Source organism: Weissella koreensis KACC 15510, from assembly GCF_000219805.1.
Lineage (GTDB): Bacteria > Bacillota > Bacilli > Lactobacillales > Lactobacillaceae > Weissella > Weissella koreensis.
Genome location: NC_015759.1, coordinates 474,929 through 494,188 on the forward strand (window position 1 = coordinate 474,929; position 19,260 = coordinate 494,188).

Sequence of the window (19,260 nt, forward strand, 5' to 3'; positions counted from 1 at the left end):
ATTCAGTCTTTAGTTCATTAAACTATCATATTGTTTGAGTAATTAAAAAACATCCCACAGTAGTTTGCCTACTGCGGGATGTTTCTGAATTATTTTTAATACTTTAAGCCTTAATTAGTTTTCACTAGTCAAAACGTTCTTTGAAAGGACCTTCAAATCTTGGTCAAAATCGTAAACCAATGGTTGTCCATTTGCAATTTCAACACCCAAAATATCATCATCTGAGATATTTTCAATATGCTTAACCAAGGCACGTAATGAATTACCATGCGCAGCAATCACAACGTTCTTACCTGCAGCCAAATCCTTTGAAATGTTTGATTCCCAGAATGGCAAAACGCGTTCCAAAGTTACCTTCAAGTTTTCACCAAATGGTAATTGACCTTCAGGAACATCAGCGTAACGACGGTCAAAGGCAGGATAAGTCTTTCCCAAAACTTCAACGGTCTTAGCTTGTTCAGTCAAAAGTGGTGGCAATACATCGTATGAACGACGCCATTGGTGAACTTGTTCATCACCATACTTAGCTGCAGCATCAGCTTTGTTCAAACCTTGAAGAGCACCGTAGTGTCGTTCATTCAAACGCCAAGACTTAGTCTCAGGAATGAACATTTGACCAGCTTCTTCCAATGCATAGTGCAAAGTAGTGATGGCACGTGTCAAAACTGAAGTATATGCTTGATCAAATTCAATGCCTTCTTTGGCCAACATTTCACCAGCTGCTTTAGCTTGTGCAATACCCTTATCTGATAACTTGGTATCAACCCAACCATTGAACAAATTCAATGCATTCCACTCTGATTGACCATGACGAATCAAAACTAACTTAGCCATTATATATTACCCTCTTTCAAAAATTAATATGTGAACATTATAGCAAAATTTCACATCGAATGCGAATTATTACATTTGAAACCCTTTTATTTTTCAGATTGAACTTGACCATCTTTAATTTTGACGCTGGAAGAATGTAACACTCCCTGATGGTTTTGGATATATTGATCAATAATCGTATTAATCGCCACCGGTGCATCCCCAAAGCCAGTTACAATGAGCTCGGCTTTATGCTCAAATTCAGCAGCATCACCAATCGCAAAAACGCGTGGCACCGAAGTTCTCATATTTTGATCAACCGCAATCTTTTGACGAGACATGGCAGGTTTGATTGACCACCCCTCGACAATCTTATTCTCTGACTTAAAACCATAGCTAACAATGATTGCATCAGTAGTTAAATGCTCAATTTCTTCACCACGAGTGGCTTTAAGTTCTAAATTAAAGGTTTGATCTGAATTTTTATTAATAGCTTGCACCACATAAGGTGTTAATTTTTTGACATTGGATTGCTCTAACGTTAATAATGTATGTTCCAAAGCTCGAAAATTATTTCGACGATGGACCAATTGTACGTCTTTAGCAACTGTTACTAATTGATTCGCTAAATCCACCGCTGAATCCCCACCACCCAAAATGGTAACTCGCTTGTCTTTAAATTGTTGAAGATCTGGCACGAAATAATATAATCCATGATTTTCAAAATCTTGTTCCAATTCATTATCTAATCGGCGCGGTTCAAAAGCACCTTTTCCAGTCGCAACTAGAATCGCATCTGCTTCAAAATTAATTGCACGATCGGTTTCAACTAAAACGGCTTCATCGGTATTTTTAACATCGATCACTGTGGTGTCTAGATAAATTTCGGGTTGCAGTTGTTGTAGTTGTTCAACCAAGTTTCCGGTTAACTCGACCCCATTGAGTCCAAGCCATCCTGGAACATCTAAAATTTGCTTTTGTGGATACAAGTTTTGTGGTTGACCTCCTGGAATGGATAAACTTTCTATCAAGACAACATTTAATTCTCGTAAACGAGCATAAAAAGCTGCAAATAAACCAACTGGTCCTGCCCCAATGATGACTAAATCAACTTTCTTGGTGGTTACCAATATAGTCACCCCCTTTTATATTTAATCTTAATTTATTACATTTGATATTGGTAGAAAGCCTGGAATTCACTTAAATCCAAGCCCGCAATTTCTTGCTTCAAAACGACTTCACCCATCATTTCTTCACCCATTGTTTCAGGGAAAATAGCTCTAAAATTATCAATTTGAGAATTTAATTGCTCATCATCTCCATCCAAGATAAGCAAGAAGCGTCCTTGTTGTCCACCTGCTCCTTGCATCCAAAGAAGGTACATTTCTGATACTGCTCCATTAGTATCATCAGCTAACCCCATTAAATTAGCTTGTAATTTCGTTGGTATTTCATCAGGGACCCGAATCTCAATCGATTGGTCAGTTTCATTTTCTGTTTCATTCCCTTCAACTTTTTGTGGTTCTCCTTGATAATCATAATTTTGCATTAAATATTCAACATTGTCTCGACCAATTTGCAAAGTCTCTTCAGGAATGAAAGGATTCATGATCAAATTTTGCAAATTTTCGTCTTGCTTGAACATTTCAATAAATTGGACAAAGGGGAATTCCACTACCATAATATTTTGGCTCCAATCTTCAGGGTTACTTTGATAATTTTCATTATCGGTAAAGATTGGTAAGAAGTTACTTTCATCTGGTCCAATTAAAGTCACAAAAGCTAATTGTTGGCCTGCGGAAACATTCAAATTACCTTCTGCATCAGGAACCAAATCTTCTGGAACTTGAACTGGAACTAAGAAATTGGCATTTAACAATGCAAGCTCAAATTTAGTTTGTAATTCTTCATTTTGAACAGCTTTAAAGTTAGCCAAAGCTTCCTTTAAAACAGTATTATCTATATTAATAACAGTCATTATTATCTCCTAATTTTCGTTTTAAGTTTGTTTGATGTGGAAAATTTCAAATCATTTTTAACCCTTAAAATCTAGGTAATCTTACCATTTTTTTACCTAGTTGATCAATTAATTAAATCCCTTTGCTTTGTTACACCGCTTCTGATAATCAACAATATCAAATTTTAAATTACCAGAAAAAGCATTAACGTTCGCTTACTTTATTGAAAAGGTAATGAGCTATCGTTTATACTCAAGAGAACTACAACTAAAGGCGGAGTAAATTTTATGAATACCCGAGAACAAATTAAAATCGAGTTTTTGAAGTTAATTGCTTCTAGTTCTTTTGATAAAGTCCGTATCAGTACCATCTGTAAAAATGTAAATATCCAAAGAAAATTATTTTATTATTACTTTGAAGATAAATATGCTTTATTAAACGATATTTATCAAGATGATTTATCCTTGAATTTCAACATTTCAGAGACTAACAAAATCAATTGGAAAAATGGAGCAAAACTTTTATTAGAAACTTATAAAAGTCGAGGCGCTTTTTATAAAAATTCCATTACAGTAGACAATAACCAATGGCATAATATTTTTCTAACCCATATGCGAGCACTTTTCATTAGACTCTTCAATGAATTATCCGCCAATGATGATAAAAATTTTTATTTTAATGCCACTTTTTTCTCGAATGGCTGGACTGGAATTATTGAAAACTGGATTATCAATGATTTTGATATTGATATTGCGGTTTTAATTGATCAATTTTATGCTTTAATTCACTTCACGAAGTTTAACATTTCCAAATGGGAATAATTATCTACTACCCAAAAAAGCTATTTTGGGTAATTAAATTTCTTCTGGAAAAAGATATAATTTAATCTTGAAAAGAGGTAATTATTTATGCAACGACTTGAAGTGCAACTATCAAATGTAAAATTATCATATTTTGATGAAGGAACCGGTGCAGTAATTTTCTTACTACATGGTTTCCCTGACTCTGCTGATGTCTGGCGAAATATTATTCCTGGATTAGTTTCCGCCGGATATCGAGTAATCGCGCCTGACTTAAGAGGATTTGGACAATCAGAATTAAAACCAAATAAAGACGATTACAAGATCAAATTTATCATGCAAGATATTTTGGAATTAAAGGCCAGTTTGAATTTAACTCAACCTGTCAAACTAGTGGCTCATGATTGGGGTGCTAATATCGGTTGGATGCTGATCAGCTTTTTCCCAGATCAATTTTCCTCATACTTCCCTATTAGTGTTGGTCACCCTTATGCATATGCTTTAGATGGTGGTTTTGAACAGAAGAAAAAAGGTTGGTACACCATGGCGTTCCAATTCGAAGAAATGGCCGAAAAAATGTTCTCTCAAAATGATTGGGCAGCCTTTAGAATCTTTACTGAAAATAATAGCGAGTTAGATACCAACTGGTTACCAGATTTAAAAAGAGCTGGTCGATTCACAGCCGCCCTTAACTTATATCGCGCAAACCTAGTTCCTAGTGACAATGATTCCAAATTAGCGCCTACTCCTGTACCAGTCCATGGTTTATACGGTAAAAATGATCTATATCTTAGTCAATCCCAGATGGAACAGTCCGGAAAGTATACTTCTGGCCCCTTCAACTTTTCACTGATCGATGGTGGACATTGGCTCCAAATAGAAGCACCTGAACTTGTCTTAAACAGCATTTTAAATTTCTATAAAACTCTATAAGTGGTCATCCCATTTAGTTTTTATGAATAAATTTAAAATATTTTGTTTACCGCAATTCATCCAATTAAGCTTCTCAAACATTTTTAATTAATCAACTCAGTATTTTACTGAATATATAACAAAAAAGACCGGAACAAAAATTGTTCCAGTCTTTTTTTAATAATTTCAATTGTTAATTGTATTGATCTGCCCAGGTGTGAATAGCTGACATCATTGGTCGCATTGCTTCACCACGTTCAGTCAATTGGTAGGCCCGTCGAGATGAATCAGAAACTGGTGTTCGCTCAATAATGTTTGCTTCTTCCAATTCCTTAAGACGCTCTACCAAAACCCGATCAGAACAGGTCTCAATTGTAGCAGCTAGATCTTTAAAACGTTTTGGTCCATCGATAAGAAGGGCCTCCACAATCAGACCATTCCATTTTCGTCCTAATATTTCAAAAGTTGCAATAAATTTCGGGCTAAGACTAGCCGCTGTTTTAATTTCAGTGGATGCCATGCTATTTTCCTCCATGCACTTCATCAAATTATAAGTTACGATTCTCGATTAATCCAATGTAGGGTCTTAAGCGCCTTAAAACTATCCAATACTGGATTAAAGAAATCCATTACTGCTGTTTCATCATCGACCAAGTTCAGCAAAAGGCTTTCCCAGTAATGAGGCATGGCCCAAGTTGATCCCCACATATGTTTTAATATAATGTCTTTCTCCATTTCTGACAACGAGGTGATTTTTTCAGCATTACGTAAGCTTACCCGGGGATGAATAAATGCATGTGTCCCCAATTCAAACTTAGTATCCCGCCAATCATAATAAAATAAATCGTGTAAAATTCCGGCTCTGGCAAGTGCTGTAGCATTTAATCCCAGACGAAGTCCTAAACGATAACTCCAATATGAAACCATAATCGAATGCGTCAAACGATCCGAATGATGGTGTTGAGTGTAATTTGCCAACTCTTGTACGGCCGGCTGCTGTAATAAATCATCGACAATGTCGCGATAAGCGCGATCATTTTTCCAGGCATCTTTTTGCACGGTTTGCCTCCTCGTTACCAATGTTGAAAATCAACATTGTCATCTTAAACTATCATCTTCAATTAAAGTCAACTAATAATATAAATTAATGATTAAGGGTAAACATAGCTACTCCTGCAGCTACCCCTACGTTCAAAGATTCAGCATGTCCCTTCAACGGAATATACAAGTTTTGGTTTGTCATCTCAGCTAAATCCGTAGCCATACCTTGACCTTCATTTCCCATCACCAAAGCAAAGTTTTGAGCTGGGATAATTTCAAAGATATTGGTTGCTTCTGGATTTAATTGAGTTCCATAGACTTGGAATTCATTACGTACGAATTCTGGAATCCATTCGTGCAAGTCTCCATTTGCTAATTGCAAATGGAATTGTGAACCTTGCATTGCACGAACTGCCTTAGGAGAATATGGATCTACAGACCCTTGTCCAAAGACTACTCCAGCAAATCCAGCTGCATCAGCAGTACGAACCATTGTTCCAACATTTCCAGGATCTTGAATCGCATCCAAGAATAGCCATGCTCCTTCATGAATATACTTTGGTGCGCGATTGAAGTTTGGTAATGAAACTTCCGCAAAAATACCTTGCGGGGTAACTAAGTCTGATAACTTTTTAGCGATGTCGTCATAAATTACAAAAACGGGAACTCCTAGAGGTAATTCATCTTGATGTAATTCGTATTGATCTTCAGTTGCGATAATAGCCCGAATTTTTCCATCAGAATGAATTGCTTCTTGAACCAGGTGCCAACCATCTAACAAATATGTTTGACTAGCTTGACGCCCTTTTTTCGTTTGTAACTTGGCCCATGCTTTAACACGAGCATTTTGATTTGAATTTATTTTTTCCATAATTACATTATACGCTATTCCATGGATAAACCCTAGTATTACTTACATTACATTAGTTTTACTATCATTATTAGTTATCAAAAAATAACGTTTTCATTGTCATAACTACCCCAAAATGATCATTAAATATTTGCTATTAATTCTTTCAAAATTTATAAAAAATCCCGACTTAATATTGATATTATGCTAAAATTAACTACTATAAATACAAAAGAAAAGAGATTATCATGCCAGTTTTAGATTTAAATGATAGTACTGCTGTTGAAAAATACCAAAATTTTGTTCAAAATTCTGAATTTGGAAGAATCACGCAAGACGTGCGCTGGTCACATGTTAAAAACAATTGGGAACCTCGCTATGTTTATTTAAAAAATGAAGCTGGTGAAATTACCGCTGCCATGTCAATGCTCTTAAGCACTTTAAAGAATGGTAAAAAATTTGCATATGCCTCAAAAGGACCCGTTGTTGACATCAATAATACAGAAATGCTGATGGCTTTAGTTGATGAAGCTAAAAAGGCTTTGGCTGATGACAATGTCTATCTACTTCGTTTTGATCCAGAAGTCGACTTTTCAGAAGAATTGAATGACACCCTCAAAGCCAATGGCTTTGTAACTCGTAACCGCAACGTGGATGCTTTAGGAATGCACGGGACCATCCAACCTCGTCGTAATATGGTGATTGATCTAACCGAATGGCCCGACGCTAAAGAGACATTTGATCTTTATTCTTCAAAGATGAAGAGTAAGCTTCGCCGTCCAATTCGTGATGGGGTAACTGTTCGCTGGGGAAATACCACCGAAGAACTTGATTCATTCTTCACATCATATTCTGAAATGGCAGAACGTCATGGTATCTCTTATCGCCCAAAGGATTATTTTGAACGCTTATTGGCTTCCTTTGGTGATAGTGATATCATGCGGATCTATTTAGCTGAACGCGAAGGTGAACTATTAGCAACCGGAATTGGTTTCAATTATGGAAATAAAATCTGGTACATGTATGCTGGTTCTGTTGATGGTAATACTTACTTTGCACCTTATGCCGTACAAACAGAAATGATTCAATGGGCTCTAGACAAACACTTAGCTGGTTATGATATGGGTGGTATTGAAGTAGCCGATAATTCCGATGGTTTATATGCCTTCAAACGTAACTTCGTTAAAGCTGATCCACGCGAGTACATTGGCGAGATTGACGTCGTCTTAGATGAAGACACATATCATGAAATGGGCTATTAATTATAAATAGATGAATTAAAAAAAGAGACTAGGGTAACATCCTAGCCTCTTTTTTTAATTCATCTATTCAGGGTTTAATAAACCAAGTTTCCATTGCAAATAGGCATTCATGAAACCATCAAGATTCCCATCCATCACCCCTTGTGGGTTTCCACTTTCAAAATTAGTTCGGTGATCTTTAACCATTCGATATGGTTGAAAAACATATGAACGAATTTGTGAACCCCAACCGTTTTCGAGATGATCACCTGAAATTTCGGCCCGTTCAGCCTCTTTTTTATCCATTTCCAATTGATACAACTTAGCTTTTAACATTCCATAAGCGGTATCCTTATTTTGAAATTGTGAACGTTGTTGCTGTGAAGCTACAACAACCCCCGTAGGCAAGTGCGTCAACCGTACCGCTGAAGAAGTCTTATTAATATGCTGTCCTCCTGCTCCAGAGGCGCGATAAACATCCATTTTAACGTCTGCGGGATTAATATCAATTTCAATTGAATCATCTAATTCAGGCATAATATCAACGGACACAAATGAAGTATGCCGACGACCAGCTGAATCAAATGGTGAGATTCGTACAAATCGGTGGACGCCTCGTTCTGAACGCAAATAACCAAAGGCATTATGTCCTGTAATTTTTAATGTTACTGAATCAATTCCGGCCACATCCCCCGGGTGATAATCTAAAATATCTACCTTAAAGTTATGTTTTTCCGCCCAGCGTGTATACATTCGTTGTAAGTTGGCACCCCAGTCTGCTGACTCCGTTCCCCCTGATCCCGGGTGAATTTCCAAAATGGCGTTGTTAGCATCATAGGGTTCATTCAATAATTGTTCAAGTCGGTATTGTTCTAACTTTTCTTGTAGATTTTGAAACTCAACATCAAGTTCAGCTTCCATCTCATCATCGGGCATTTCATTCAACAATTCAAGAGCAGTTTCGACCGATTCGATCCCATTTCTTAACTGTAAATAATTATCCCGCCGTTGCTTTACATCATTGTTTTCATCAATTAAGGCTTGTGCCTTTACATTATCATTCCAAAAATCTGCTTGTCCCATTGCATCTTCATTGGCTGCAATTTGATCATTTAGGGCTTCCAGATCCAAATTTTCTCCAAGATTGGTAACTTCTTTTTCTATTTCTTCCAAATCATGGCGAATTTCAACTAATTCCATTTCAAATATTCCTTTCTTATTACGTAGAGACGATATGATAAGAATTGATTCAATATCCCAAACTATCTTTTTATAATTCATCCTACAAAATTACGTTTCAAATAAGATTAATTCAAAATTGAATTTTGAAATATGACTTTTTCACAGTAATAGAGAGGCCGGTACAATTTTGTCCCAGCCCCTCTAAATTTGATTTAGTCAGTCTCAACAATTACCATTATCAACTAAATAATCCGAGTTTAAACCGTCAAATTTTGACGAATTTCGGCCTTCATAAAGAGTCGTGTCACTTCATATTCAATACTTGAAATCATTTCTTCAAACATGGCGAAACCTTCATTTTGATATTCAATCAAAGGATTCAATTGACCATAACCTCGTAATTGGATTGCATCACGTAATTGATTCATAGCTTCCATATGATCGGTCCATTGTTCATCAAGTACTCGTAAAATAACAACCCGTGTAAATTGCAATAATTGCTCTTCATCACGTAAGGCACCAACTTTATCAGCGTAAACTGTCAAAGCCTGATTATACAAGTATTCTTTGAGCTCATCTTTACTCTTACCTGCTAACTGATCTTCATTAACCATATCTTCAGGCATCAAGACAGAACGCATGAATTGAGCAAGTACGTCGAGATTCCATTCCTTAGATGGGCCCAGTGTATTAGCATCTATCACTCGATCGATCGTCCGTTGAACCATTGGTAACAAAACAGGTTCTAAGGATTTTTCTTCATCAATCACAATGTTACGATCACGGTAGAATACTTCTCGTTGTTGTGACATTACATCATCATATTGCAAAACATTCTTACGAGCATCATAGTTATTACCTTCAACTCGTTTTTGCGCTGATTCCACTGAACTTGTAATAAATCGGTTTCGAATAACTGCTTCGTCATCTTCAATGTTCAATCGATCCATCATAGCTTTAATCTTTTCACCACCAAAGCGCAGCATCAAATCATCTTCCAAAGACAAAAAGAATTGAGAATAACCTTGATCACCTTGACGGCCTGCACGTCCTCGCAACTGATTATCAATTCGACGAGATTCATGTCGTTCAGTTCCGATCACAGCCAAACCACCTAATTCAGCTACCCCAGGGCCTAATTTAATATCAGTTCCACGACCAGCCATGTTAGTAGCGATCGTCACAGCGCCACGTTGACCAGCATTAGCGATAATTTCCGCTTCTTTGACGTGGTTTTTAGCATTCAAAACATTATGTGGCACATTTAACCGATTCAATAATTGTGATAGCAGCTCAGAAGTTTCAACTGCTACGGTTCCAATCAAAATCGGCTGACCCTTCGCATGTAACTTCTGAACTAATTCAATTACAGCCTTAAATTTAGCTTGTAAACTAGGATATAGTAAGTCTGGCTCATCTACTCGAGCATTAGGCCGATTGGTTGGAATGCTGACAATTTCCATATTATAAATTTCGCGGAATTCTTCAGCCTCGGTTTTAGCCGTTCCAGTCATCCCAGAAAGCTTCTTATAACGACGGAACAAATTTTGATAAGTAATCGAAGCCATTGCTCGATTGTCCTCTTGAATTTGAACCTGTTCTTTAGCTTCTAAGGCTTGATGTAATCCATCTGAGAAACGACGACCATCTTGAATTCGACCAGAGAAAGCATCAACTAACATGACTTCTCCATTTCGAACCACATAATCCTTATTATTTTCCATCGTGTAATTTGCACGTAGCGCTTGATCAATATGATGCGTCAACGCAATGTTATCAGATCCATATAAATTAGGTAAATTGAAGTAACTTTCAGCCTTAGTTATTCCTTCATCGTGCAACAATACTGCCTTAGCTTCTAAGTCCACTTCAAAATCAACGTCCCGAATTAACGATTTAACAAAACGATCAGCTCGCACGTACAATTGGGTTGATTCTTGAGCTGGAGCACCTGAAATAATCAAAGGTGTCCGAGCTTCATCGATCAAAATTGAATCAGTTTCATCGACCAAAGCAAAGTTCAAAGGTCGTTGCACACGATCTTCACGCCGCGAAACCATGTTATCTCGCAAATAATCAAAGCCAATTTCTGAATTAGTTGAGTAAGTAATATCAGCTTGATAGGCAGCTCGTTTTTCGTCAGCTGATTGTTCAGATAAATTAATTCCAACCGTTAGTCCCAACCATTGGTAAAGTTCACCCATTTCAAGCCCATCTCGTTGTGAAAGATACTCATTAACCGTCACAACATGAACCCCTTTTTGTGGCAAAGCATTTAAGTAAACAGCCATTGTCGCTGTCAAAGTCTTTCCTTCACCAGTCTTCATCTCGGCAATATTACCTTGATGTAAGGCAATTGAACCCATAATTTGCACAATAAATGGATACAATCCCAAAATTCGTCGTGCTCCTTCGCGAACAACGGCGAAAGCTTCTGGTAAAATTTCATCTAAACTTTTCCCATTAGCTAATAATTCACGAAAGTAAGGTGTTTTTGCTTGTAATTCTGAATCACTCAATGCTTCCATTTCACTTGCATATGAATCAACTTTAGTTGCGATTCGACGCAAATGGCGGAGCGTTCCCCGATCACTTTCTATCATTTGTCGTACTGGATTTGCCATTTTTTAATTCACCTTTTTTAATTATTTATATTTAGAAAACTTCAATTTAAGGATTCCATAAATTACTATAAAGCCAATTTACGTCCCAATTAATCACTAATTATAGAGTCAATTGTAACACACCACTACATACTTTGACACTGTATCTAGAACCATAAAAAAGTGTAAAATTGAATATTTTCATGGTCAAATATTGTTAATATTCAATTATATAAATTAAAATCGTTAAGACTGAAATTTTATGTGATAAAATTAGATAATAGTTTATTACATTTATGACTTGGGAGGGTTTTGGCAATGGTTACTGAACTTAAAGCTGATATTTTACATGAGGTCATCCAGAAGCGACCGACCGCAACCAATAAAACTAATTTTGGAAAATTACTCTTAATTGGTGGCAATCAACAATATGGTGGTGCAATTCTGATGGCTGCCTCAGCCGCAGTCAACTCAGGAGCTGGATTAGTCACCGTTGCAACCCATGCTGATAACATTACTGCACTTCACGTTCGGAATCCGGAGGCTATGGCCTTAGATTGGAGCGATCAGGGAGCCGTTTTAGATCACGTTCGTAAAAGTTCCGTGGTTTTGATCGGACCAGGTTTAGGCAACTCAGATGATGCTGTAGAGTTACTTCGATCAACAATGCGTGCAATGCGCGAGAATCAAGCGTTAATTTTAGACGCAAGTGCTTTAGGCATCATCGCCGATAAACATGTTATGATTCCAAATAACGTCTTTACAATTGCCACCCCACATCAAGGGGAATGGGCAAAACTTTCCAGTGTTATGGTTGCATATCAAGATTCCATGGAATTAAATGATTTACAACGTAAAACTTTGAATATTGATGTTTTAGTTTTAAAAAAGTACCACACAGTAATTCTCAGTGAAAATCGCCAAATGCAATTATTGATTGGTGGTCCATACCAAGCTACTGGTGGAATGGGCGATACACTCGCTGGATTAATTGCCGGTTTTGTTGGTCAATTCGCCGAACCACGTCGTGCAACTGAAGCAGCTGTTTATGCTCATAGTGCGATTGCTCAAGAGCTAGCAGAACATAATTGGGTGGTTCGACCAAGCTTCATTTCCGATTTCGTTCCTAATTATATGGCACGAATTAATACCAACCTACCAGACATTATCTAAATTAAATATATAATAAAAACCTCCTCTAATTCATAGAAAAGGCATGTTTGCTTTAATTTTTTATGAATCGAAAAACAGCTCGATCAAAGTTCAATAATTATGACATTATGCAATTTTCAAGGCATATCGATAAGAAGCTAGGATTTATTTCCTAGCTTTTTTATTGAACTTAATTTCAAAAAAAAGCACGCCGATACATTGATCCGCGTGCAACTTTAGAAAAACATATTTTCATGTTATTCAAGGAAGGACTATTTACCACCCTATATTCAATTGTCATTTTGTAATATCAAAGGTCTAAGCTGCAGTCTTAAACACCTGTCGTTGATATTACATGAACCAAATCATACTTCAACAAGTCCCACACAGACACATCTTAATTAACAATAATTAAGTCATATCAGGAGCAGTTTATTATCGAAAACATATACTTACATCCATTTCAGCCTAGACTGAATGATTATGATGTTTGGTAATAAATCTGATTGCTAATGACATTAGGTTGGCCTTCTCATGGCCGAAATGTTTATCATCAAAAGATACGCTATATCCCTAAGTCACTACTGTGATATGCTCCTGTGCAAGAATGGTTCAGTTAAAGTAAATTCAGTTAATTTTTTAGATTCTTCCAAATTACTCACCTGCCTTTCTTTTGGAATATCTATATTATAGCACCACATGTAATCGCTTACAAGTATTATCTCATTTTTATTTTATCGTTTTATCATTTGCTTGTAATTAAACAAAAAGGCAGCCTACATTAGACTGTCTTTAATTAAATGCGATAATATTACATTAAATTTATTATCCCATTTTTAATTATCATTTTGCTCTAAACGATATTCTTGCAAAATTCCTTCACGTACACCAGAAGCTGAAAATATAACTTCCTTGGTCCCTGTGACATCTACTAATTGCATTAGAGGCAATAACCCACTGATAATGATATCAGCTCGGTTAGCTTCGGCGCCTAAGATAGCTGAACGTTCTTGATGACTTAAACTACGTAATTCATCAAATAATGCTTGAACATGTTCAACTGGCATTTGATAACCATGAAAATTACTTAGATCTTCATAAGCTTGTTTACTCCGGTGTAACCGTGCCAAAGTACGATTAGCTCCTCCTAATAGAATAATTGGTTGCTGATCACACTCAAGCCAAGGTAACTCATCATATTCTCGATCAATATATTGTTCTGCTTCCGATAAAGATTCGTCTGTAATCGGATCTGGTCCATTCAAATTAAATCGTTCGGCTAAATTAACCGCACCAAATGGTAAGCTAATAAAATTGACTGCCATTCTATCTTCAATTCCAACTAATTCAATACTTGCACCACCAGTATCTAGAAGCCAGGCGTTATCAATATGATCTAGGGCTGACATTGCGCCCAAGTAATCATAATAGGCCTCTTGATCACCAGTTAAAACACGAACATCAATTTGAAATTTGTCGCTTAATTGTTGGACAAAAGCTGTCTTATTTTTAGCTTCTCGCACTGCAGCAGTTGCAATCCCAATGACTTCCAAGTCTTGATAGGATTGGGCTATTTCTTTAAACTCACTAACCGCTTCAAAAACCCTTTGCATCGCCGTTTCAGTTAAATAACCCTCATTTTTCCCCATTCCTTCAGCTAAACGTGTATCTTTTTTTACCCGCTCAAGTTCTTGAAATGTTCCATCCGCTTGTAATTTTTCAATTACAAAACGAGTTGAGTTTGAACCTAAATCTACAATTGCTAAATAACCCATGATATTACCTCAAAATAAAGTTTAATTCCAGTATTCAATACCCATTGCTTCGCGAATTTCGTACATTGTCGCCTGAGCTGTTTTTCGAGCATGGGCTGATCCTTCAGCCAACATTTCCAAAACGGCGCCTCGATCAGCAGCAAATTCAGCGCGCCGATCCCGAATTGGTGTTAATTCAGCATCTAAGACTTCAAAAAGATACTTCTTTAACTTCATATCTCCCAAACCACCATGTTGATATTGTGCCTTCAATTCATCCACTTTATTTTGATCTGAATCAAAGATATCAAGATATGTGAAGACCATATTACCTTCAACATGACCTGGATCATCAACTTTTACATGGGTGGGATCTGTATACATTGACTTAATTTTATTCCATAATTCATCTTTTGAATCACTCAAATAAATTGCATTACCCAAAGATTTAGACATCTTAACCCCATCTAATCCAGGAATACGCCCCTGACCCTTTGGTGGGAAAATACCTTGAGGTTCTTTTAAAATATCAACATCATAAACTCGATTAAAAGTTCGAATTAATTCTCGTGTCTGTTCTAACATTGGTTCTTGATCATCCCCAACTGGCACTACTTCACCTTTAAATAATGCGATATCAGCAGCTTGTGACACCGGATAAATAAAGAATCCCGCTGGAATTGATTCACCAAAACCTTTTTGTTGAATCTCAGTCTTAACAGTTGGATTACGTTGCAGACGCGCAATTGAAACCAAATTCAAGAAATATTCCGTCAATTCTGATAATTCTGGAATTGCAGATTGAACAAAAATAGTAGTTTTTTTAGGATCAATTCCAACCGCTAGATAATCCAAAGCTACTTCTAATAATGAATTATGTATTTTTTCTGGATCGCGAGCATTATCCGTAAAGGCTTGCTTATCCGCAATCATAATATATGGGGTATATTCTCCAGAATTTTGCATTGCTACCCGTTTTTTAAGTGAGCCCACATAGTGCCCAATATGTAATTTACCAGTGGGACGATCCCCCGTTAACAATACTTTTTGCTCAGTCATATATTCCTACCCTTCAGACATATTTTATGTCTGCTTTCAATTTTTATTTTTAATCAAAGCCTAAACTAACCGATAAAGCTGAACGAACTTCAACCATTTTCGGCTCAGGCAGACGTCCTAAGCGATCTTGGAGTCTTTTTTTATCAATTACCCGAATTTGTTCCAATAACAATGTAGAATCACGATTAATTCCCGTCCCATCTAATTCAGCATCTAATTTCACATGGGTTGGTAACGTTTTTTTTATCTTTTTGGTCGAAATCGGTATTACGATGGTAGTGGGTGCATAAAGATTACCTACATTATTTTGGACAATCAGGACTGGACGAACGCCGCCCTGCTCAGATCCAATTCTTCCATTCTCTAAATTGGCATACCAAATCTCTCCCCGCCGAATTTCTTTTACTTTCTGCTTATTATCTTGCATTCTATCCCTCATTTATTAATTAATCAACTAAATACCGGGGCAAACGTACAGATAAAGTGGTCGCTACTTCATATGGAATAGTTTCCAAACGTTCAGCTAAATCTTCGAGAGTTACATGTTGCCCACCTGCCGAACCAATTAACGTGATAACCGTTCCAACAGGTATTTCTTCTGGTAACGCTACCATACATTGATCCATGGCGATACGACCTATAATTTCTACATGTCGCCCATCTGGTAAAAGGCCATATCCGCCTTGAAGTTTGCGCAAATATCCATCCGCATATCCCAATGGAATTGTTCCAATCCAGGTTGGCTGATCAGTTGTGTAAGTTGCTCCGTACGAAACCGATACATCAGCCTCTACTTGCTTTACTTGAACCAATTTAGCTTTCAAGCTCAAAACTGGTTGTAAGTCACGTTTTTCCAGAGCCCCTTGAGAAGAATCAATGCCATACATAGCTGCTCCAATTCGAATCGCATCAGTTGAAGGATTCTTATGCCACAGAGCTGTACCTGAATTAGCCAGATGACGCCAAACATCAGCCGAAATTTCTAGCTCATCAGTTAACGTATGCCAACGTTCTAACTGTTGCTCAAAGTATGCTTCATTGTTAGTATCAGCGGTTGCAAAGTGCATGCCAATACTATGTAATTTGAATCGCGGATCCCTATTGATTGCATTAAAGGTCTCTTGCAATTCGTTCTCTGTTCGAATACCAATCCGAGTCATTCCAGTATCAACAGCCAATGCCACTAATAAAGGTTTGTTCGTTGATTCCATCGGAAAAACTTTTTGAGCAGATTTTAGCCAAGCTAAATTTGCAACGGGTACAATAATTTGGTGCTTCCAAGCTAGTTTAACTTGTTCTGCTTCCACAATCCCCAATACTAAAATCGGCTCTTTAACCCCAAAATGGCGTAACCAAATAGCTTCATCTAAAGTTGCAACACCAAAGGCATCTGCTCCACCTTCACGTGCCGCTTCCACCATCTGTGGTAATCCATGACCATAAGCGTTGGCTTTTAAAATAGCCATAAATCGCTTAGCACCACTAAATTCCCGCACAAATTTAATATTATGCGCTACCGCTGACTTTGAAATTTCAATCCAAGCAGGACGATTAACACTAACTGGAATTTCAGTATTTGGCATATTTTCAAGAATAACTTCAGTTTTCACCATATTACCTGAATGTGAAATTGAAATGTGAGCAATGAGATCATTTTGACGGGGATGTTGTTGAAAATATGGTCTACCCTGTTCATCATTTGCAATTTCTAATTGTTGCCAATTTAAATCAGCCCCGAGGCCTGTCCCCAATGCTTTACTATAAGCCTCTTTTGCGGCATAACGACCAGCTAAAAATTCACCTTGATGTTTACCAACCTTTTGGTCATAAGTCTGTTTCTCAGTATTCGTTAAAATTTTAGTAATAAAATTTGGTTGTCTTGCCGCCAAATCCTCTACAGCTGATATTTCTTGAATATCAATTCCATTCCCAAATATCATGAAATACTCCCCTTATTTCTCGTTTTTCACGTGACCATTGAAATGAAATCAGGTCATATAATCAATCGGATTTAATTACTCAATTTTATCATATTTTTAGCGTAATATTAGGCTTGAATTTTTTGTTCAACATTTTAATTATATTATTTAGTTGCAAATAAAAAATGCTCAATCATTTTCAATGTAAAACATTGAAGTGATTGAGCATCTTACTAGTATTTTAGCCTAGTAAATTTTATTTATCATTTTCGCGGATCACAAACTTGCGACGTCCGGCTGGACGTGAACCACGTTGTGAGCGATCCCCTGAACCAGTACGTGCACCACGATCATATGACTTACGACGTTCTGAATCATGGCCACCACCATGGCTACCATTTTCTTCACGTCGACCACCACGTGCAGCACCACCATTACCAGAACCAGCAGAGCGTGAACCTCCACCACCGTTACCAGAACGTCGGTTTCCACCACGGTAATTACCGCGTGATCCACTACCACCACGTGATCCACCACGACCAAAGTGTTTGTTTGGTAATGGACGTTCGCGGGTCAAATCGAATTCAGCATCGATTTCAGAAATATTAGCTGAAGCAGCCAATGCAGCAGCAGCTAATGTCCGAACATCATACTTTTCTAATAATTCATCAACTTCAGCTGAAACCAAGTTAGCATCTACAGTTTTAACAACTGCATCTACATCTTGGACTGCAGTCTTCATTCGAGCTGCAACAGCTTCTTCGTGTGAGTAAGGCTTTAATGCCAACATACGCTTCTTAGTAAGCTTTTCGATATCTTTTAGATAATCTAGTTCAGCATTTGTTACAAACGTAACTGAAGTTCCGTGAGAACCGGCACGACCTGTCCGACCAATTCGGTGAACATATGATTCGGATTCTTGTGGAATATCAAAGTTATAAACGTGAGTAACTCCTGTAACATCCAATCCACGAGCAGCAACATCAGTTGCCACTAAGATTTGGATTTCACCAGCTTTGAATGACTTCAAAACTTGTGTACGCTTTTGTTGAGTTAAGTCTCCATGAATTCCTGAAGCCTTAAATCCACGCAATTCCAAACCACGAGTTAATTCATCAACTCGGCGCTTAGTACGCCCAAACAAAATTGCTAACTTTGGTTGTTGAACAGCCAAAATGTTAGTCAAAGTATCAAACTTTTCGGGTTCACGAACTCGAACGTAGTATTGATCAACCAAGTCTGTCGTCAATTCTTTAGCGGCTACTTGGATGTGTTCTGGTTCAGTCATGAATTGAACACCAATCCGCTTAATTGCAGATGGCATTGTTGCTGAGAACAATAATGTTTGACGTTCATCTGGAACGGCCTTCAAAATTGACTCAATATCTTCCAAGAATCCCATGTTTAACATTTCATCAGCTTCATCCAAAACTAATGTCCGAACATGTGAAAGGTCAATGGTTCCTCGACGGATGTGGTCAATTAAACGACCAGGTGTTCCAACGACGATATCAACTCCGCGCTTCAAACCATCAATTTGGCGACGAATATCTGCCCCACCAAAGACGGCTTGTACGCGAACGCGCTTATCACGTCCTAATTTAAATAGTTCTTCTTGAGTTTGAATCGCTAATTCACGCGTTGGTGAAACTACCAAAGCTTGAACTTGACGACTGCTATCAATCATCTCTAAAATTGGCAATCCAAACGCAGCTGTTTTACCAGTTCCGGTTTGAGCTTGACCGATGACATCCTTACCGGCAAGCGTTAAGGGAATTGTTTCGGCTTGAATTGGTGTTGCCTCGACATAACCATGTTTTTCAATGGCTGTAAGTAGGTCTTTTGTGAGACCTAATTCTGAAAACTTCAAAATCTTCCTCCAATTGCGATAAATTTCGTATCGCGTACTAAATGAAAATACTTTGAACAAAGCGCCAACCTGGTCACAATCCGGTGACTTAATAACGAATTGACTT

General features: G+C 37.4%; 17 protein-coding genes. 4 read left to right on the forward strand and 13 right to left on the reverse strand.

Annotated elements, in window-relative coordinates; all coding sequences use genetic code 11:
- Positions 1-114 precede the first annotated feature (114 nt).
- From gpmA to WKK_RS02315, 3 genes are all read right to left on the reverse strand, one after another.
- Positions 115-834: a 2,3-diphosphoglycerate-dependent phosphoglycerate mutase gene (gene gpmA / locus WKK_RS02305; RefSeq protein ID WP_006845893.1), complete on the reverse strand. Its 720-nt coding sequence runs from the start codon at positions 832-834 to the stop codon at positions 115-117.
- An 86-nt stretch (positions 835-920) separates the two neighbouring features.
- A complete protein-coding gene (locus tag WKK_RS02310) occupies positions 921-1,943 on the reverse strand; it encodes an NAD(P)/FAD-dependent oxidoreductase (RefSeq protein ID WP_013989331.1) in 1,023 nt (340 codons plus the stop codon).
- Between the two features lie 35 nt (positions 1,944-1,978).
- Positions 1,979-2,791, reverse strand: coding sequence for an SseB family protein (locus WKK_RS02315; RefSeq protein WP_013989332.1), 813 nt, complete (start codon positions 2,789-2,791; stop codon positions 1,979-1,981).
- A 267-nt stretch (positions 2,792-3,058) separates the two neighbouring features.
- Between WKK_RS02315 and WKK_RS02320 the strand changes: the two genes are divergently transcribed.
- Together WKK_RS02320 and WKK_RS02325 are read left to right on the forward strand one after the other, a co-directional pair.
- Positions 3,059-3,592 (forward strand): TetR/AcrR family transcriptional regulator C-terminal domain-containing protein, encoded by a 534-nt coding sequence (locus WKK_RS02320; protein WP_006845896.1) that lies wholly within the window; start codon positions 3,059-3,061, stop codon positions 3,590-3,592.
- An 87-nt stretch (positions 3,593-3,679) separates the two neighbouring features.
- Complete coding sequence (locus tag WKK_RS02325) at positions 3,680-4,504, forward strand: alpha/beta fold hydrolase (protein WP_006845897.1); 825 nt, start codon at positions 3,680-3,682, stop codon at positions 4,502-4,504.
- A gap of 172 nt (positions 4,505-4,676) precedes the next feature.
- Here WKK_RS02325 and WKK_RS02330 read toward each other — a convergent pair whose 3' ends face one another.
- From WKK_RS02330 to WKK_RS02340, 3 genes are all read right to left on the reverse strand, one after another.
- Entirely contained in the window at positions 4,677-5,003 is a 327-nt protein-coding gene (locus WKK_RS02330) for a winged helix-turn-helix transcriptional regulator (RefSeq protein ID WP_013989333.1), read from the reverse strand.
- Positions 5,004-5,038: 35 nt separating this feature from the next.
- Positions 5,039-5,542, reverse strand: a complete 504-nt coding sequence (locus tag WKK_RS02335) for an HD domain-containing protein (protein WP_006845899.1) — start codon at positions 5,540-5,542, stop codon at positions 5,039-5,041.
- A gap of 85 nt (positions 5,543-5,627) precedes the next feature.
- Positions 5,628-6,395 (reverse strand): TrmH family RNA methyltransferase, encoded by a 768-nt coding sequence (locus tag WKK_RS02340; protein ID WP_006845900.1) that lies wholly within the window; start codon positions 6,393-6,395, stop codon positions 5,628-5,630.
- A 227-nt stretch (positions 6,396-6,622) separates the two neighbouring features.
- On the opposite strand from WKK_RS02340, the gene femX reads away from it, so the two are divergent.
- The gene (gene femX / locus WKK_RS02345) at positions 6,623-7,636 is read left to right on the forward strand and encodes a UDP-N-acetylmuramoylpentapeptide-lysine N(6)-alanyltransferase (protein ID WP_006845901.1); all 1,014 of its coding nucleotides are present in this window, start codon (positions 6,623-6,625) and stop codon (positions 7,634-7,636) included.
- A gap of 63 nt (positions 7,637-7,699) precedes the next feature.
- Here the strand turns inward: femX and prfB are convergent, their stop codons facing one another.
- On the reverse strand, positions 7,700-8,815 hold the full coding sequence (prfB, locus tag WKK_RS02350; RefSeq protein ID WP_006845902.1) for a peptide chain release factor 2: 1,116 nt from the start codon (positions 8,813-8,815) through the stop codon (positions 7,700-7,702).
- Positions 8,816-9,054: 239 nt separating this feature from the next.
- Positions 9,055-11,421, reverse strand: a complete 2,367-nt coding sequence (gene secA / locus WKK_RS02355; protein ID WP_006845903.1) for a preprotein translocase subunit SecA — start codon at positions 11,419-11,421, stop codon at positions 9,055-9,057.
- A gap of 297 nt (positions 11,422-11,718) precedes the next feature.
- On the opposite strand from secA, the gene WKK_RS02360 reads away from it, so the two are divergent.
- Entirely contained in the window at positions 11,719-12,573 is an 855-nt protein-coding gene (locus WKK_RS02360) for an NAD(P)H-hydrate dehydratase (protein WP_013989335.1), read from the forward strand.
- A gap of 815 nt (positions 12,574-13,388) precedes the next feature.
- Here the strand turns inward: WKK_RS02360 and WKK_RS02365 are convergent.
- The 5 genes from WKK_RS02365 to cshA form a co-directional block, all read right to left on the reverse strand.
- A complete protein-coding gene (locus WKK_RS02365) occupies positions 13,389-14,327 on the reverse strand; it encodes a Ppx/GppA phosphatase family protein (protein ID WP_006845905.1) in 939 nt (312 codons plus the stop codon).
- A gap of 21 nt (positions 14,328-14,348) precedes the next feature.
- Entirely contained in the window at positions 14,349-15,365 is a 1,017-nt protein-coding gene (gene trpS, locus WKK_RS02370; protein WP_013989336.1) for a tryptophan--tRNA ligase, read from the reverse strand.
- A 49-nt stretch (positions 15,366-15,414) separates the two neighbouring features.
- Positions 15,415-15,792, reverse strand: coding sequence for a type II toxin-antitoxin system PemK/MazF family toxin (locus WKK_RS02375; RefSeq protein ID WP_013989337.1), 378 nt, complete (start codon positions 15,790-15,792; stop codon positions 15,415-15,417).
- 19 nt (positions 15,793-15,811) lie between these two features.
- Positions 15,812-17,305, reverse strand: coding sequence for an alanine racemase (gene alr / locus WKK_RS02380; RefSeq protein WP_013989338.1), 1,494 nt, complete (start codon positions 17,303-17,305; stop codon positions 15,812-15,814).
- Positions 17,306-17,540: 235 nt separating this feature from the next.
- Positions 17,541-19,154: a degradosome RNA helicase CshA gene (cshA, locus tag WKK_RS02385; protein ID WP_006845909.1), complete on the reverse strand. Its 1,614-nt coding sequence runs from the start codon at positions 19,152-19,154 to the stop codon at positions 17,541-17,543.
- Positions 19,155-19,260: the final 106 nt, after the last annotated feature.

What these genes read in the sequence shown, in the direction of transcription:
- gpmA (WP_006845893.1), bottom strand. Translation starts at nt 834, where the DNA reads ATGGCTAAGTTAGTTTTGATTCGTCATGGTCAATCAGAGTGGAATGCA.
- WKK_RS02315 (WP_013989332.1), bottom strand. Translation starts at nt 2,791, where the DNA reads ATGACTGTTATTAATATAGATAATACTGTTTTAAAGGAAGCTTTGGCT.
- WKK_RS02320 (WP_006845896.1), top strand. Translation starts at nt 3,059, where the DNA reads ATGAATACCCGAGAACAAATTAAAATCGAGTTTTTGAAGTTAATTGCT.
- WKK_RS02325 (WP_006845897.1), top strand. Translation starts at nt 3,680, where the DNA reads ATGCAACGACTTGAAGTGCAACTATCAAATGTAAAATTATCATATTTT.
- WKK_RS02330 (WP_013989333.1), bottom strand. Translation starts at nt 5,003, where the DNA reads ATGGCATCCACTGAAATTAAAACAGCGGCTAGTCTTAGCCCGAAATTT.
- WKK_RS02340 (WP_006845900.1), bottom strand. Translation starts at nt 6,395, where the DNA reads ATGGAAAAAATAAATTCAAATCAAAATGCTCGTGTTAAAGCATGGGCC.
- femX (WP_006845901.1), top strand. Translation starts at nt 6,623, where the DNA reads ATGCCAGTTTTAGATTTAAATGATAGTACTGCTGTTGAAAAATACCAA.
- prfB (WP_006845902.1), bottom strand. Translation starts at nt 8,815, where the DNA reads ATGGAATTAGTTGAAATTCGCCATGATTTGGAAGAAATAGAAAAAGAA.
- secA (WP_006845903.1), bottom strand. Translation starts at nt 11,421, where the DNA reads ATGGCAAATCCAGTACGACAAATGATAGAAAGTGATCGGGGAACGCTC.
- WKK_RS02360 (WP_013989335.1), top strand. Translation starts at nt 11,719, where the DNA reads ATGGTTACTGAACTTAAAGCTGATATTTTACATGAGGTCATCCAGAAG.
- WKK_RS02365 (WP_006845905.1), bottom strand. Translation starts at nt 14,327, where the DNA reads ATGGGTTATTTAGCAATTGTAGATTTAGGTTCAAACTCAACTCGTTTT.
- trpS (WP_013989336.1), bottom strand. Translation starts at nt 15,365, where the DNA reads ATGACTGAGCAAAAAGTATTGTTAACGGGGGATCGTCCCACTGGTAAA.
- WKK_RS02375 (WP_013989337.1), bottom strand. Translation starts at nt 15,792, where the DNA reads ATGCAAGATAATAAGCAGAAAGTAAAAGAAATTCGGCGGGGAGAGATT.
- alr (WP_013989338.1), bottom strand. Translation starts at nt 17,305, where the DNA reads ATGATATTTGGGAATGGAATTGATATTCAAGAAATATCAGCTGTAGAG.